Raw genomic sequence first — 15,201 nt, forward strand, 5'->3', positions numbered from 1 at the left:
TGAGGAGTGATGAAGGATGAACAACAGATATTTCTTGTGGCTGGCAATTGCGCTGCTGATGTTTCCGCAGATCGCGCAAACCCTGTACAGCCCGGCGCTCGGCGATATCGGGCGTGCGTTTAACGTTGGCCCGCAAGCCGCCGCGCAGACCTTGTCGGTGTATTTCCTCGCGTTTGCCGTCGGGGTGGTCGTGTGGGGGCGTTTGTGTGATCGCATCGGTCGGCGCCCGGCGATGCTCGCGGGCCTGGCGATCTACGCCGCTGCCACACTTTTCGGTCTGCGGGTCAGCAGTTTCAACGGCTTGTTACTGGCGCAGATGTTGGCGGCTTTCGGTGCTGCGGTGGGCTCGGTGGTCACGCAAACCGTGTTGCGCGACCGCTTCAAAGGCGCCGAACTGGCGCAGGTGTTTTCCCTGGTAGGCATCGCGCTGGCGGCCAGTCCGGCGATTGGCCTGTTCAGCGGCGCCAGCCTGGTTGAGGTTTTCGGGTATCGCGGTGTCCTCACTGCATTGCTGTTGCTGGCAACGCTGTTGTGGCTATGGAGTTGGTACATCCTGGCGGAAACCCGGCCAGCGCCCTGCAGCCATGTCGGTCTGTTCGAAACCCTTGGGCGCATGCTGCGAGACTGGGGGATCTGGCGCTCGGCGCTGTGGATTGCATCGTTCAACGTGGCGCTGTTCAGCTATTACAGCCTCGCACCGTTCATGTTTCAGCGGCTGGACGTGGACGCCAGCGGGTTCGGCTACAGCGGCGTGATCCTCGCGCTGGGCTCAGGTTTTGGAGCATGGTTCAACCGGCGTTTATTGACGGCCGGGTTCAAGGCATTGCAGTTGATTCGCCTCGCGGCTGGCATCGCCTTGCTCGGTGGCGTGGGCGTGTGGTCGCTGCAAGGCAGTGTCGCGTTCGTGCTGCCGATGCTGCTGGTGGTGTTGGCGTTTGGCCTGGCAATCCCGAACATTCTCGGTTCGGCCCTGGCCAATTACGCGGATCGATTGGGCACCGCCGGGGCGTTGTTGGGTTTGATGTATTACCTGCTGATCGGCGCGGGACTGATGCTCGCCGGCTGGTTTCAAGCCCTCGGGGAAACCCTGATAGCGTGCAGTGCCGTGGCCTTGCTGCTGACAATAAAGCCGGGCAAAGCAATTGTTTAAGAAATGTAAGCGCTGTAGGAAGCGTCTTGCATTTGTGTAGGAGGGCTCCGACTATCACGATCATTGATGACATGGCATTACGCCATTTGATGATCGCAAGGATGTTGCGTGCCGTTTCCGTTTCGCGCTGTTTTTCGCCGTCGTTCCCCGCTTTGCCCGCTGTTGTCGGCCTTTGTGTTGAGTGTGTGTGCCTCCTCGATTGAAGCCGCCGAACCTGTCGCGCCGGGCCAGGAAGTGCTGCGCCAGCAACAACAGCAACAGCGCGATCTGCAACAACTGCAACTTGAGCAAAGAAAGCGGCAGTTGGAGCGCGGCGCGTTCGGTCCGGCGCCGGTCACCCCGGTCACCCCGGCCATTCCGCCAACCGTCACCGCCGATGAACGTTGCTGGCCATTGAGCGGTGCGCGCATCGGCGGCGTCACGCTGATCGACAGCGCCAAACTCAACGCGCGGATCAAACCGCTGCTGGCGCCGTGCATGGGCGTCGGCCAGATCAATCATCTGTTGGCGACCATCACCGCGAGCTACGTCGACAAGGGCTATATCGCCAGCCGTCCGTATCTGCTCAGCGCACCGGCAGCGGGGCAGTCACTGGATATCCGCGTTGACGAAGGCTACATCGAGTCCATCGAACTGGCCGATCAGAGTCTGCCGGTGTCCCTCGGCGGCGCGTTTCCGGGGATGCTCGGCGAGCCGCTGAACCTGCGCGATCTGGAGCAGGGCCTTGATCAACTGAATCGCCTGCGCTCGATCGATCTCACCGCCGATATCGCTCCCGGCAGCCAGCCCGGTGCCTCGCGGATCATCCTGCGTTCTCGCACCTCCGCGCATTCGCGCTGGGCCTTGAACGCGGGCATCGACAACCTCGGCAGCGCCAGCACCGGACGTGATCGCGACACCGTCAGCCTCAGTCTCGACAGCCCGTTGCAACTCAACGACCTGTTGAGCCTCAGCGCCAGCGACACCCTCAATCAGGGCGATCGCTACAGCCGCAACGCCAGCCTGTATTACGCGATTCCCTACGGTTACTGGACCTACAGCGTGTTCGCCAGCCATGCCGAATATCGCGCGCCATTCAAACTGCCAAGCGTGATCTTTCACAACACCGGCATCACCGATCAGGTCAGCCTGCGCGCCGACCGTGTGCTGTGGCGCGACCAGAGCCGTCAGCTCAGCGCCAACCTGCAACTGGCGCACAAGGATGTCGACAGCTACCTGCAAGACGTTCGCCTCGGTATTCAAAGCCCGACGCTGACGGTGGCTGAGGCTGGCCTCAATCTGTTCTGGCTCGACCGCGCGGTGTGGAACCTTGATGTCAATTACGCTCAGGGCCTGCGCTGGTTTGGCGCCGACGACGACTCACAGCAGCAGATCAACAATCTGCCCAAGGCGCAGTTCCGCAAGTACCGCGCCGGCCTCAGTCAGTGGCGCAATGGTCAGCTTGGCGCGCTGGCCTGGCAGTGGCAGAGCCAGCTCAACGTGCAATACAGCCCGGACCCGTTGCCAGCGATCGAACAGTTACTCGGCACCGATGATTCGGCGGTGCGCGGCTATCGGGTCAGCAGTGCCTCCGGCGCCAGCGGCGCGATCTGGCGCAACACCTTGCGCTTGCCGCTGCGCAGTCAATGGCCGGTGCAGATCACCCCGCGGGTGGGCCTCGACCACGGCTGGATCAAGGCCGATCACGGCGCGCAGGGCCAACGCCTGAGTGGCGCCAGTGTCGGTCTGAATCTGGGCTGGAAGAATCTGCAAGTGGACGTCGATTATCAACGCGCGCTCAACACCCCGAGCGGTCTGCAACACGAACCGCAAACCTGGCTGATGCGCGTCGGGGTGCAGATATGACGCTACCGCAACGAACAACGCAGTGAACAAACAGCCGTCGGATCTGAGCGCGTCAGCCACGGCCAAGACTAAACGCGCGACGTGATGCCGTACTCACATGGAGACGTTTTTATGCCAGCACACACCTTTGCATTTCATCTTTCGCCGCGGGGCAAATTGCGCTGGGCGATTGCCAGCCTGTTCTTCGCCGTGCACCTGCCGAGCGCGCTCGCCGGCGGCGTCGTGGTCGCACCGGGACCCGGCGGCACCGCGCAATTGCAGACCCAGGGCGGTGTGCCCATCGTCAACATCGTCGCGCCCAACGGTTCGGGCCTGTCGCACAACCAGTTCCTCGATTACAACGTCGACCGTCAGGGGCTGGTACTGAACAACGCCTTGCAGGCCGGGCAATCGCAACTGGCCGGGCAACTGGCGGCCAACCCGCAACTGCAAGGCCAGGCGGCGAGCGTGATTCTCAACGAAGTGATCAGCCGCAATCCGTCCGCCATCAACGGCGCGCAGGAAATCTTCGGTCGGCCTGCCGATTACGTGTTGGCCAACCCCAACGGCATCTCGGTCAATGGCGGTAGTTTCATCAATACGCCGAATGCCAATCTGGTGGTCGGTCGCCCGGAATTGAATGACGGCAAACTGCAAAGTCTGAATACCCGCGACGCCAGTGGTCAGTTGCAGATTCACAGCGGTGGACTACGCAACGGCGAGGGCTCGATCAACCTGATCGCGCCGCGAATCGACAGCCAGGGCGCGATCACTGCGCGCGACCAGTTGAACCTTACGGTCGGGCGCAATCAGGTTGATTACGCCAGCGGCCAGGTGAAAACCGTCGACCCTGCCGGCAACACCGGCGATCAACGCATCGACGCCAGTCTGTTCGGCGCCATGCAGGCCGGGCGCATCAACATTGTCAGCACCGCCGAAGGTGCCGGCGTACGGGTTGGCGCGGTGCAAGTCGCCGGGCGTGATGGCGTGCAGATTCGCTCGGCCGGTGACCTCAGTGTCAGCGGTGAAGCCGTGGCCAACAGCCTCGACGTGACCCGCGCCGGTCTCCGCAGTAGTCAGGGCGATGTGGCTTTGCACAGCGGCAAGGATCTGACGTTGGCGGCTACCGATGTCAGCGCTCGCGACGTCACGCTCGACGCCAAACGCAACCTGACCCTGTCAACGGTCGAAAGCCGCAAGCTTCAGGAAAAGCGCGAAAACTGGAACAACAGCACCATCGGCATCACCTGGGAAACCTACGACCGCACCCAGATCGACAGTGAATCGCGCCAGCACGGCAGCCAGATTATCGCCAGCCGCGACGCCAAACTGTCGTCCGGTAAAGACACCGAACTGAAAGCCGCCAAAGTCGAAGCGGCGAAGACTCTCGATGTGCAAAGCGGCGGCGACTTGCGCCTGACCGCCGCCACTGAAAGCCATACGCAGACCGATCAAGGTAATCACCGCAAACACCTGTGGAAAGCCGACTGGAACAGCAGCAGCGAGGAGCAGCGCAGCGTCACCAGCCAACTGAAGGCCGGCAACATTGCTCTGCAAACCGCCGCGTTGTTGCGCTCCGAAGGCGCCGAGTTAAACAGCTCCGGCGACGTGCAACTGGCCGGCAAACAGGTGGAAATCACCACGGCCACTCTTACCAATCGCAGCAGCGACAACCGTTACTCCGGTGACTTGGTCGGCGGTGGTTTCTTCGGCAAGACCGGCGATGCCGACAAGGGCAAGACCCAGCATCAGGGCAGCAAGGTCAACGCCAGCGGCAAACTGATCGTCAAGGCTGACGACGTGCGCATCAGCGGCAGCCAAGTGCGTGGCGGCACCGACGCCAGCGTGATCAGCGACAAGGGTTCGCTGGTGATCGATGGCGTGCAGGACACCTCGCACAGCAATAACCACGACAAGGACAGCAAGTTCTTCGGCATCAGCAAGGACGAGTCGCGGCAGAACAGCAAAGACAGCAGCACCGTGCGCAGCGAACTGGTGTCCGACAGCAACCTCAAGCTCAAGAGCGCCAAGGATATCGAAGTGGCGGGCTCGACGGTCAAGGCTGGCGGTGCGCTGACGGCCGACGCGGCAGGCGACGTCAATGTGCATTCGGCGCAGAACACTCACGACAGTACTGACACCACGCACACCCGTGGCTTCGATGCGTACGCCAAAGAGCAAACGCCGGAACAATACCGCGCCGGGATCCACTACGAAGACAAACAGCAAACCGTCACTAGCAACGACGTCACTCAACAAGGCTCCAGCCTCAGCGGCGGCAGTGTGCAGGTGAAGGCGGGCGGTGACGTCACGCTCAAAGGCGCGGAGGTGAAATCCACCGTTGGCGACACCACGTTGAGCGGCCAAAACGTGTCGTTGCTGACCGCAGCCGACAGTCACAAAACCACCACCGACACCTCCAGCACCGGCGGCGGTTTCTACTACACCGGCGGCCTCGACCGTGCCGGCAGTGGCGTCGATTTCGCCCACAGCACGGCGCAGGATTCGACCAGTAAAACCACCGCGCAAACCAGTAGCGTACAGAGCAGCGGCAGCCTGACGATCAATGCCGACAAACTCGCCACTGAAGGTGCGCAACTCAAGGCTGGCGACGGTCTGAAAGTCGCCGCGAACGAGATCGACAACCGTGCGGCCAGCAACACTGACAGCAGCACGCATAGCGAGAGCAACTGGTCGGCGGACATCGGCGCCAACGTCGAGTACAAAGACATCGCCCGGCCGATCGCGGGCGCAGTCAAAGACGTGCTCGGCGGCAAGGTGCCGGACAAGGATTCGCTGGCCAATCTCGGTCAGCCGAATGTCGGCATAGACGTCGCAGTCGGTCATGGCAGCGCCAGCAAAACCGAGCAAAACAACAACGCTGTAGTCAGCCGTTTTGACGGCGGCACTGTCGATGTGAAAACCACCGGCACGTTGCACGACCAAGGCACGCAATACCACGCCAGCGCCGGCCAAGTGAACATCAGCGCTGACCAACTGCTTGCCGATGCCGCCAGCAATACGCACAACAGCAGCGCCAACGCGGTGGATGCCAAGGTCGATGTGCGCGTCTACACCAAGACCGGTGAAGACGTGAATGTCGCCGGCAGCGGCGCGGGTGGCAGCAGTGCGTCGAGCAAGGACAACTCCAGCGCCGTGGTCGGCGGTTACGCCGGTAGCCAGGGTGTGAACATCAAGGTCGGCGGCGATGCGCAGTTCGAAGGCAGTCGTTTCGACGGCGGGCAGGGCGGTGTGAGCATCAAGACGGGCGGTGATCTGGCGCTGAATCAGGCCAATGACCGGCAGACCAGCAATGACAGCAGCCTGCGCGGCAATGGCTCGCTGACGGTCGGCACCTTGCCCGGCACCGATGGCACCAACGTTGATCTCGGCGCCGGTTTCCAGCTTGATCACAGCGGCAAGCAAAGCACTGACACTCAGGCCCATGTGGCGAGCATCACCGGCAACGGTCCGGTGCAACTCAGCAGCGGCGGCGATCAAGTCCAGCAAGGCACGAAAATCGACAGCGCTGGCGCCATCGATCTGCACGCTGATGGCAAGTTCGATCTGCAAGCCGCAACCGACACTCATACCGCGACCGGCAGCAACCTCGGCGGCGGCTTGAAGGGTGGCGGCAGCAAAACCAGCAGCGAGAAGAGCCGCGATCAGGGCGGCAATCTGAGTGGCAACTTCAATATCGGTCGGGTCAACGAGGATTCGAAAACCCTTATCGGTGGCCAACTCAACAGCCAGAGCGGCATCGCGTTGAGCGGTGATTCGATTCATCTGCAAGGCACGCAAGTCAGCGCACCGAACGTCAGCATCGACGCGCAAAAGGGTGGTTACGTGCAGGAGTCGGCGCAGTCCACCGACCACCGCAATAACTGGAATGTCGCGCTGAATGCCGGTGGCAACCTGAGCAGCAAAACCCCGACCGCCGCTGATGAGAAGGCCAGCAGCGACCACGGTTTCAACGCCGGGGCCAAAGTCGCTGTGGATTACTTGCAGGGCAGCACCCAGCAGAACAGCCAGATCAAGGCTGACAGCGTGGTGTTGAACAGCGCTGGTGATGCACAGCTGGCGGGTGCGCGGATCGACGCTAAAGATGTCAGCGGCAAGGTCGCGGGTGATCTGACCGTCGAAAGCCGTCAGGACGCGAGCAACCACGCCAAGGTCGATGTTGATCTGGGCCTGACTGCGAAGAAAAATCCACCGAGCGACAAGGAGAAGCTCGCCGGCACCGACTACAAACCGACACTGAAAGCGCAGGGTGAGTACGCGCACAAGGACAGCGTTGCGCAGGCGTCCGCGATCAGTGCCAGCCAAGGCGTGAACCTCGCAGTCGGCGGCGCGACACAGCTGACCGGCGCGCGGATTTCGGCGACGCAAGGAAAGGTCGATCTCGGTGGTTCGAAGGTCAGCAGCACCGATCTGAGTAACCGTGACTACGGCGTGAAAGCGGGCCTTGATCTGCCGCATAAAGCCGAGGAAAACGCACCGAAGGTTTCCCTGGAAAACGGTACCTTGAAAGTCGGCCCGGTCACCCTGAGTGGGCATCTCGACACCCAGACCCTGCAAGCCGGGATCGACGAGAAAGGCTGATCCAACGGCCAGTGGTGGATGCACTTGACCCCGCATCCACCACCCAACCCTGTGGGAGCGAGCCTGCTCGCGAAAGCGTCCTGTCAGTCAATGCAACCAGTGACTGATGTACCGCATTCGCGAGCAGGCTCGCTCCCACATTGTTTTGCGCCAGGCGTTAAATCTCGCGCATCATGCGCGACCTTAAAAAACGCCAGGGAGGCAAACAATGAAAACCGCATTCGTCGCTGTACTCGGGGCTTTGTTGATCGCCCAACCATCCGTGTCCTTCGCGGATAACAGCAACGGCAAAAACCTCTATTCGCAGCGCTGCGCTGTGTGCCACGGCGCCGATATAAAAGGCAGCGGACCGTTGGCGCGTAAAAGCAATCCGCCCACACCCGACCTGACCACCTCCGCGTTCAAAAAACGCCTGAGTGAATATCCGGGGGTGATTGTGTCGTCGATCATCCTTCGCCCGAACGGCAACCTGATTCCAAAAACGCTGCAGGAAAACGGGGTAAAAATACCGCCGCATGCCTGGAGCGTTAAGGATCTGCGTGACTTGCATGACTACATGAGTGGTGTGATTTCGATAAAACGCTGAGCTCGCGAGGCGACCCGGACGGTCGGATTTGAGGAATCCATTGCTTCGGCTTAATGGTAACCATTACTATTCACACCCTTTTCCTCAGCACGCCGCCCATACCCCAATGCGTCCCCGCAGACCCGGCTTTTTCGAGCATTACGAAGAGTTGATCGGCACCTGGACTCGCCGCCTGCGCAATCGCGCGCAGGCCGAGGATCTGGCGCACGACACCTTTGTGCGGGTGCTTGAGTCGGATTCGGCGGCGGTGCAGCAGCCCCGGGCGTATTTGCACCAGACCGCGCGCAATATCGCGGTCGACGGTTATCGGCGTGAGGATCGGCGCGGCGCCATGGAGTCCCAGGCCATCGATCACAGTGAGTCGTCATCCGGCGACCCGGAGCATTACATGCATGCGATCCAGTTGGCTGACTCCATCGAACGGGCGCTCGCTGAATTGCCGGTCAATTGCCGCAAGATCTTCGTCTGGCAGAAGATCGAAGGCCTGACCCAGGCGGAAATCGCCGAACGCCTGGGCCTGTCCAAGAACATGGTCGAAAAGTATATGATCCGCACCCTGCGGCATCTGCGTGATCGCCTCGACGGGTTGCAGTCATGAACCGCCGCAGCTTTTCATCCCTAGCCCAACAGGACATTCCATGATGGATACGCGTGATTGCGCGTGCGGGCAAACAACGGTGCGCGATGACGCGGCTCGCTGGTTTGTGCGTTTGCAGGAGCCGGCCGTCAGTGCCGACGAGCAGCAGCGCTTCGATGCCTGGCTGAATCAACATCCGCAGCACCGTGACGAATTCCAATTGCTGCAGGGCTTGTGGTCGGCGGCGGATTTGCTCCCGGCGCCACGCCTCAAAGCCCTTGTTGAAACGCCGCCCACTCGCCGCGAGCGCCGTCCGATGCTGCGTTATGCCGTGGCCGCGAGTGTGCTGGCGGTGGCGCTCGGCCTGGGTTTGTTCAGTGGTTTGAATCATCCCGGCGGCTACAGCGCCGAATTCGCCACGGCGCTGGGTGAGCGCAAACACGTGGCGCTGCCGGACGGTTCGGTGATCGATCTGAACAGCCGCAGCCGCTTGCAAGTGCACTATGAACAGGATCGTCGACTGATCGAGTTGAGCGAAGGCGAAGCGCTGTTCAGCGTCGCGCACGATACCTCGCGACCGTTCGTGGTCGAGACCGGAAATGGCAAGGTCACGGTCACCGGCACGCGTTTCGATGTGCGCCGCGATGTCGCACAAACCCGCGTAGCGGTGGAGCAGGGCACGGTGAAAGTGCAGGGGCGCGATGCAGCGGATGATCACTTCATCAGCCTGACCGCAGGCCTCGGCACTTATGTCGATGCGCAGGGCAAAGTCGCCGCCGCCTATGCAGTCAACCCGGCGGAGCTGACAGCGTGGCGCAGCGGCAAACTGGTGTTCAACAACGCCAGCCTCAGTGAGGTCGCGGCCGAAGTCTCGCGTTACCGTGAGCAGCCGCTGACCGTGGCCAATCCGGCCGTGGCCAGTCTGCGCCTGACCAGCGTGTTCAAATCGGACAACACCGACGCTTTGCTCAAAGCCTTGCCGAGCATCCTGCCGGTGGCCGTTCGCACCCTTGCGGATGGCAGTCAGGAAATAATCGCAAAATAAAATTCAGGTTTTTTTCGAGTTCATCGTCTTCCTGTTCAACTGCAACTGGTTTGCATTAACAGCCGCACACTCTTGCGATCCACAGGACTACGTACGACGTGAAAAACACCACTGCCAACAACAAAAAATCCCCTTGGCTGCCGCTGGCCCTAGCGCTGGCGGTCAACGCTGCCATGCCGCTGGCGTTTGCCGGTGAAGCGATTCATATCCGCGCGCAGCCATTGGGTCAGGCCCTCAGCGAACTGGGCCAGCAGACATCGCTGCAAGTGTTTTTCAGCCCGGACCTGGTCGCCGGCAAACAGGCGCCGGCAGTCGACGGTGATGTCTCGCCGGAGCAGGCGTTGCGCCAATTGCTGCAGGGCAGCGGTCTGGATTATCAGATCAACGAAGGTTCGGTAACGCTGTCGCCGGCCGCGAGTTCCGCCGCCAGCAACGGCCCGTTGGAACTGGGCGTGACCGACATCAAGGTGGTTGGTGACTGGCTCGGTGATGCCAACGCCGCCGTGGTGCAGAACCATCCCGGCGCGCGCACGGTGATCCGCCGCGAAGCCATGGTCGAGCAGGGCGCGATGAACGTCAGCGACGTGCTCAAGCGTGTCCCGGGCGTGCAGGTGCAGGATTCCAACGGCACCGGCGGCAGCGATATTTCCCTCAACGTCGGCGTGCGCGGTCTGACCTCGCGTCTGTCGCCGCGCTCCACCGTGTTGATCGACGGCGTACCGGCGGCATTCGCCCCGTACGGTCAACCGCAACTGTCGATGGCGCCGATTTCCTCGGGCAACCTCGACAGCATCGACGTGGTGCGTGGCGCCGGTTCGGTGCGTTATGGGCCGCAGAACGTCGGCGGGGTGATCAACTTCGTCACCCGCGCGATCCCGGAAAAAGCCACCGGTGAAATCGGCACCACCCTGGAAACCACTCAGTACGGTGGCTGGAAACACATCGACACCGCGTTCCTCGGTGGCACTGCCGACAACGGCATGGGCGTGGCGTTGCTGTATTCGGGCGTCAACGGCAACGGTTACCGCGAGCGCAACAATGGCAACGACATCGACGACGTGCTGCTCAAGACCCACTGGGCGCCGACCGATCAGGACGATTTCAGCCTCAACTTTCACTACTACGACGCCACGGCCGATATGCCCGGCGGTCTGACGCAAAAACAGTACGACGCCAAACCGTATGACTCGGTGCGTGACTACGATCAGTTCACCGGTCGGCGCAAAGACGTGTCGTTCAAATGGATCCGTCAGATCGACGAACGCACCCAGGCGGAAATCCTCACTTATTACACCGACAGTTTCCGTGGCAGCACCATCGCCGCGCGCGACCAGAAAACCCTCAGCTCCTATCCGCGCTCGTATTACACGCTGGGCATCGAGCCACGGGTCTCGCGGGTCTTCGATGTCGGCCCGACCACGCAGGAAGTCAGCGTCGGTTATCGCTACCTGAAAGAGGCGATGCACGAATCGTCGAGCCGAGTGGCGCTGGTCAATAATCAGCCGGTGCTCACGCCGACGTCTGATGGTCATGTTTTCCAGGATCGTACCGGCGGCACCGAAGCCAACTCGGTCTACCTCGACAACAAAATCGATGTCGGCAACTGGACCATCACCCCGGGCATCCGCTTCGAACACATCAGCACTGACTGGCATGACCGCGCGGTGCTCGACACGGCCGGCAAGCCGGTACAGGCGAAAAACCGCAGTATCGAGAGCAATGAACCGTTGCCGGCGCTGAGCGTGATGTATCACCTGTCGGACGCGTGGAAACTGTTCGCCAACTATGAAACCTCGTTCGGCAGCCTGCAGTATTTCCAGCTCGGTCAGGGCGGCTCGGGTGATCAGACCGCCAATGGCCTGGAGCCGGAAAAGGCCAAGACCTACGAGATCGGCACGCGCTACAACGATGATGTGTGGGGCGGTGAGGTAACGCTGTTCTACATCGACTTCGATGACGAGCTGCAATACATCAGCAACGACGTGGGTTGGACCAACCTCGGCGCGACCAAGCACCAAGGCATCGAAGCGTCGGTGCACTACGACATGGCGGCACTGGATCCGCGCCTCGATGGCTTGACCGCCAACGCCGGTTTCACTTACACCCGCGCCACGTATGAAGGCGAGATTCCGGGTTTCAAGGGCCGTGATCTGCCGTTCTATTCGCGTCAGGTGGCGACCGTCGGTTTGCGTTACGACATCAACCGCTGGACCTACAACCTCGACGGTTTCGCCCAGTCGAAACAGCGCTCGCCGGGCACCGGGGTTAACGCTGATGGCAGCTTCAACGGCAACTACATCACTGACGGCACCGCAGACGGGCAGTACGGCGACATTCCGGGTTACGTGACCTGGAACGTGCGTGGCGGCTATGACTTCGGACCGCAGGTGTCGAACCTGAAGCTGGGCGCCGGGGTGAAGAACGTCTTCGACAAGCAGTACTTCACCCGCTCCAGCGACAACAACTCGGGGATGTATGTCGGCGCGCCGCGTACGTTCTTTGTGCAGGCCAGCGTCGGTTTCTAAGACTCAAGCCATTGCTGAACCGGTTTCCTCTGGTTCAGCAATAAACGCTCTCAGGCTATTCAGGTATCAGAAAGTTGAGAACGGGTCCGGGATTCCCCGCCAGGTCTGCGCCTTTGAGGCAGACGTTCTGCCGGCCATTGGCAACGGAAACATGGAACACGCCCGTGGAGGGCGATACGCGCTGGAATCCCAGCCCGTCATTGCAGTTGATGCTCCCGGGCTGCCCGGACTTGTACTGAAATTGAAAGGGATCCAGATCCGGTGAGACCGGAAAAACCCTGACATCGTAGTCATCGTCACCCACCCATTCGATTTTATAGGCCGGCGCCAACGGCGCTGGTGCTTCCAGCAACCACCGCCAATAGATGCTGGGGGTTTTTCCATCCGATTGTTTTGGCACGTCCGTAGGCCGCTGTTGGCCAATCAGGCAGAGAAAATATAGCCCCGCACCTTCTTTGAGTTCATGGTTCAACTGATTCTCGGAACCAGGGCGAGCGGTTTGTACCTGGCTATACCCAGCAAGCGACTGGCATTCGTCCAGCGTGCGCGTATAGCGATAGCGGTAGTAGGGAGCGCTCAATGCGAAGGTTTGCAGCCAATGCCATGGCACGACTTGTCCGTGCTCGTCACGCTCGACTTTGATGTAATCGCTGTTTTGCGATGATGTCGGAAAAGACCATGCCGCTCCCAGCGGGCAGTCGCCCGGACGCGGGTCGAAACGGCCCTTGGTGAAGCATGCACCCAGGCCTTCGGTTGTGGAGGCGTAGTTGGTGTCAGTTCGCTTGTTGACCTGCCCGGCAACGACTTCACAGGGGGCGCCCTTGTCACATCGATTACGCTCACTTCCGCGCGTGGTAGTGCCCAACACAGCCACGACTTCATTGGAATAACGCGCAAGCAACGGTGAGCCGGATAATCCACTGACAACATCGAGGCAACGGTTGCTCGATTGTCCTACCCATCGCCACGGGCCTTCGATGACCGCTGCCGAATGTTCCTGTTTGCATGCCATTCGCTGAATGAAGCCGTTCACGGGCGCGCCGGTGATCAAAATGTTTTCTTCGGGGGGCAAGGGGGCATGCGCCAGTTTCAGAGGCTCGATACCGTCGCTGATCAACTGTTCCAGAGGCTGTTCAAGTTCAACGATAGAGATGTCTTGGCCACGCAGCGTGCTCCAGCCAATCCGGCTTACCGCATAGGAGCGACTGTGCGGTTGCGTGTCGAAAAAATAATTGAACGTAACCCGACCCTTTGCAGGCTGATTGACGATGACCTCGTTATTGCCTATCTCCGGATGTGTGCAGTGTCCGGAGGTCAGTACATAAGCCGGATTCGACACAGTACCGGGTTCTCGTGTGTCAATGAGTGTACCGGAGCAGGTCATGCCGCCTTCAACTTCGACACGGCCAATGGCTTGCCAATGCGCATAACGTCCGTTGGCATTGGCCAGCCGCTCAGCGGGAGCAAAGTTGGCTCCGCCTTCGCCCCAGTCGTATCGATTGACGGAGGCGCATCCCTGGAGAAGAGCGATAAGTGCAACAGCCGATCCAATTCGAATGTTCATGACAGATTTCCATTTCCGCGTGGCTGGAAATCACCATGATTCAAAGGGTCAAGGGCTGTCTACTGTCAAACCTGACAGGTGTCGCGCCAATCTTCATACTTTCAATGTCTTACCGCCGATGGCCACCGCGACCAACAATACCGCCATCAAGCCAAAGGCAAAGCTCAAGCTACTGGCATGGGCGACAAAACCGATTACCGCCGGCCCGGCCAGAATCCCTGCATAGCCCAAAGTGGTAATCGCCGGCACCGCGATGCTTTCCGGCATCACCGTCTGCTTGCCCACCGCCGTGTACAGCACTGGCACGATGTTCGAACAGCCGGCACCGACCAGCGCATAACCCACCAGTGCCGCTTGCCAGCTCGGCGCAAATGTCGCCAGAAACAGGCCAGCCGCAGCCAACAGACCGCCAAACAGAATGATCCGCGTGGCACCGACAATCCGCACAATGCGGTCACCCAGCAAACGTCCGGCGGTCATGGTCAATGCAAACGCCGCATAACCCAACCCCGCGTACGCCGTGTCGATCCCGCGTTCCTGCGCCAGAAACACCGCACTCCAGTCCAGCGCCGCGCCTTCAGTCAGGAACACGATGAAGCACATCCCGCCAATAAACAGCACGATGCCGTGAGGGATGGCGAATGCCGGTCCGGAGCTTTCACTGCCGTAAGGCAACATGTGCGGCACGCATTTGAACAATGCCGCGATCAGCACCACGACCACCACCAACATGGCTGCGAGAGGCGTCAAGCCGAGGCCGAGCAGGGCGCTGACACCCGCCGCGCCGACAATCCCGCCGAGACTGAACAAGCCGTGAAAACCCGACATCATGTTCTTGCCGCTGGCGCGTTCGACGATCACCGCTTGCAGGTTCACCGTCGAATCCACCGTACCGAGGCCGGCGCCGAACATGAACAGGGTAGCGATCAGCGCCGGTATCGACGACACCGTCGCCAGTAACGGCAGCGCCGCGCAGATCAGCAGCGTGCCGCCGGTGGCCACCCGCCGACAGCCAAAGCGTGTGGCCAGAATCCCCGCCAACGGCATCGCCAGAATCGAACCGACGCCGAGGCACAACAGCAGCAACCCCAGCGTGCCTTCATCCAGTCCGGCACGGGCCTTGGCGTACGGCACCAACGGCGCCCACGCGGCGATACCGAGTCCGGCGATGAAAAAGGCGATGCGCGTGGACATCTGTTGCAGGCGTCCGGGGACGAAGGTGTCTTGGGGGTTGAGGCTGGTCATATCGATCCTTGGCAAAAAACATCGCGTCCCCGAAGGACACTGATTCAGCGACGAGGTTCGATCGCCGATGCTCGGGGACGTGC

The 15,201-nt window shown here is 60.9% G+C and carries 9 protein-coding genes; 7 read left to right on the forward strand and 2 right to left on the reverse strand.

All coding sequences use genetic code 11. The annotated features are described in order from the left end of the window. Positions 1–16: 16 nt before the first annotated feature. From ACM6JQ_RS04460 to ACM6JQ_RS04490, 7 genes are all read left to right on the forward strand, one after another. Entirely contained in the window at positions 17–1,150 is a 1,134-nt protein-coding gene (locus tag ACM6JQ_RS04460) for an MFS transporter (RefSeq protein WP_095114252.1), read from the forward strand. Positions 1,151–1,258: 108 nt separating this feature from the next. Beyond that, positions 1,259–2,995 (forward strand): ShlB/FhaC/HecB family hemolysin secretion/activation protein, encoded by a 1,737-nt coding sequence (locus ACM6JQ_RS04465; RefSeq protein ID WP_095114253.1) that lies wholly within the window; start codon positions 1,259–1,261, stop codon positions 2,993–2,995. 111 nt (positions 2,996–3,106) lie between these two features. After that, complete coding sequence (locus ACM6JQ_RS04470) at positions 3,107–7,576, forward strand: hemagglutinin repeat-containing protein (protein ID WP_414893302.1); 4,470 nt, start codon at positions 3,107–3,109, stop codon at positions 7,574–7,576. Between the two features lie 208 nt (positions 7,577–7,784). Further along, positions 7,785–8,162 carry a c-type cytochrome gene (locus ACM6JQ_RS04475; RefSeq protein ID WP_007915575.1) on the forward strand — a complete coding sequence of 126 codons (378 nt, stop codon included), beginning with the start codon at positions 7,785–7,787 and terminating at the stop codon, positions 8,160–8,162. A 106-nt stretch (positions 8,163–8,268) separates the two neighbouring features. After that, positions 8,269–8,760, forward strand: coding sequence for a sigma-70 family RNA polymerase sigma factor (locus ACM6JQ_RS04480; RefSeq protein ID WP_007915577.1), 492 nt, complete (start codon positions 8,269–8,271; stop codon positions 8,758–8,760). A gap of 40 nt (positions 8,761–8,800) precedes the next feature. Further along, positions 8,801–9,784 (forward strand): FecR family protein, encoded by a 984-nt coding sequence (locus ACM6JQ_RS04485; protein ID WP_414893303.1) that lies wholly within the window; start codon positions 8,801–8,803, stop codon positions 9,782–9,784. A 98-nt stretch (positions 9,785–9,882) separates the two neighbouring features. Then, positions 9,883–12,309 carry a TonB-dependent siderophore receptor gene (locus ACM6JQ_RS04490; RefSeq protein WP_414893304.1) on the forward strand — a complete coding sequence of 809 codons (2,427 nt, stop codon included), beginning with the start codon at positions 9,883–9,885 and terminating at the stop codon, positions 12,307–12,309. A gap of 55 nt (positions 12,310–12,364) precedes the next feature. Here the strand turns inward: ACM6JQ_RS04490 and ACM6JQ_RS04495 are convergent, their stop codons facing one another. Beyond that, positions 12,365–13,873: a trypsin-like serine peptidase gene (locus tag ACM6JQ_RS04495; protein ID WP_414893305.1), complete on the reverse strand. Its 1,509-nt coding sequence runs from the start codon at positions 13,871–13,873 to the stop codon at positions 12,365–12,367. A gap of 93 nt (positions 13,874–13,966) precedes the next feature. Further along, positions 13,967–15,118, reverse strand: coding sequence for an MFS transporter (locus ACM6JQ_RS04500; RefSeq protein WP_007915581.1), 1,152 nt, complete (start codon positions 15,116–15,118; stop codon positions 13,967–13,969). Positions 15,119–15,201 lie beyond the last annotated feature (83 nt).

Source organism: Pseudomonas sp. IT-232MI5 (assembly GCF_949767845.1).
Taxonomy (GTDB): Bacteria; Pseudomonadota; Gammaproteobacteria; order Pseudomonadales; family Pseudomonadaceae; genus Aquipseudomonas.

Excerpts from the sequence above, each read along its gene's own strand:
- ACM6JQ_RS04460 (WP_095114252.1), top strand. The coding sequence starts at position 17 with ATGAACAACAGATATTTCTTGTGGCTGGCAATTGCGCTGCTGATGTTT.
- ACM6JQ_RS04470 (WP_414893302.1), top strand. The coding sequence starts at position 3,107 with ATGCCAGCACACACCTTTGCATTTCATCTTTCGCCGCGGGGCAAATTG.
- ACM6JQ_RS04475 (WP_007915575.1), top strand. The coding sequence starts at position 7,785 with ATGAAAACCGCATTCGTCGCTGTACTCGGGGCTTTGTTGATCGCCCAA.
- ACM6JQ_RS04480 (WP_007915577.1), top strand. The coding sequence starts at position 8,269 with ATGCGTCCCCGCAGACCCGGCTTTTTCGAGCATTACGAAGAGTTGATC.
- ACM6JQ_RS04485 (WP_414893303.1), top strand. The coding sequence starts at position 8,801 with ATGATGGATACGCGTGATTGCGCGTGCGGGCAAACAACGGTGCGCGAT.
- ACM6JQ_RS04495 (WP_414893305.1), bottom strand. The coding sequence starts at position 13,873 with ATGAACATTCGAATTGGATCGGCTGTTGCACTTATCGCTCTTCTCCAG.
- ACM6JQ_RS04500 (WP_007915581.1), bottom strand. The coding sequence starts at position 15,118 with ATGACCAGCCTCAACCCCCAAGACACCTTCGTCCCCGGACGCCTGCAA.